A 735-nucleotide genomic window follows, 5' to 3' on the forward strand; every position below is an offset into this window, starting at 1 on the left:
GTCCGAGGGTCCGTGCGTCTTCCTGACCGCTGCTGTCCACGGTGACGAACTCAACGGTGTCAAAATCATTCAGGAGGTCGCAGATCACTACGACCCCGAAGATCTCCACGGCGCGCTCGTCTGTCTCCACGTGTTGAACGTGCCGGGATTTCTCGCCCAGCAGCGCTACATCCCGATTTACGACGAGGACCTCAATCGGTCGTTCCCTGGCAACGCCCGAACGACGATGGCAAAACGGCTCGCGAATGCGATTTACGAGGAATTCATTTCAAAGTGCGATTTCGGGCTGGACTTCCACACGTCGACGCGCAACCGTACGACGATGTACCACGTTCGCGCCGACATGCGCGACCCGGCCGTCGAACGGCTCGCTCGGGCTTTCGGCACGAGCGTCATCCTCGACGGTGAGGGGTCACAGGGCACGCTCCGAAGCGTGGCCTGTCAGGACGGTATCCCCACAGTCACGGTCGAGATGGGGCGCGCCCACCGATTTCAGACGGCCCACCTCGACCGGGCGCTCCACTGCGTCGCGAGCGCCCTCGCCGAACACGAGGTCCTGCCAAATCAACCGGTCTCCTGGCCCGGCTGGACGCGCGTGATCGCTCGCGGCGGCGAGAAAACGTGGCTCCGCGCCGAAACCGGGGGCCTCGTGGAGATGGAGTGGGGCCCACACCCACTCGTCGAGGATGGAGAACCGCTGTTCACGATTTCAGATCACTTCAAGAACGACGTCGA

General features: G+C 63.0%; 1 protein-coding gene. It reads left to right on the top strand.

The window, feature by feature from the left end:
- Window positions 1-735: succinylglutamate desuccinylase/aspartoacylase family protein (locus DEQ92_RS21050; RefSeq protein ID WP_115821731.1), on the top strand; the 735-nt coding region annotated here is incomplete at both ends.

Source organism: Haloferax sp. Atlit-6N, from assembly GCF_003383195.1.
GTDB lineage: Archaea > Halobacteriota > Halobacteria > Halobacteriales > Haloferacaceae > Haloferax > Haloferax gibbonsii.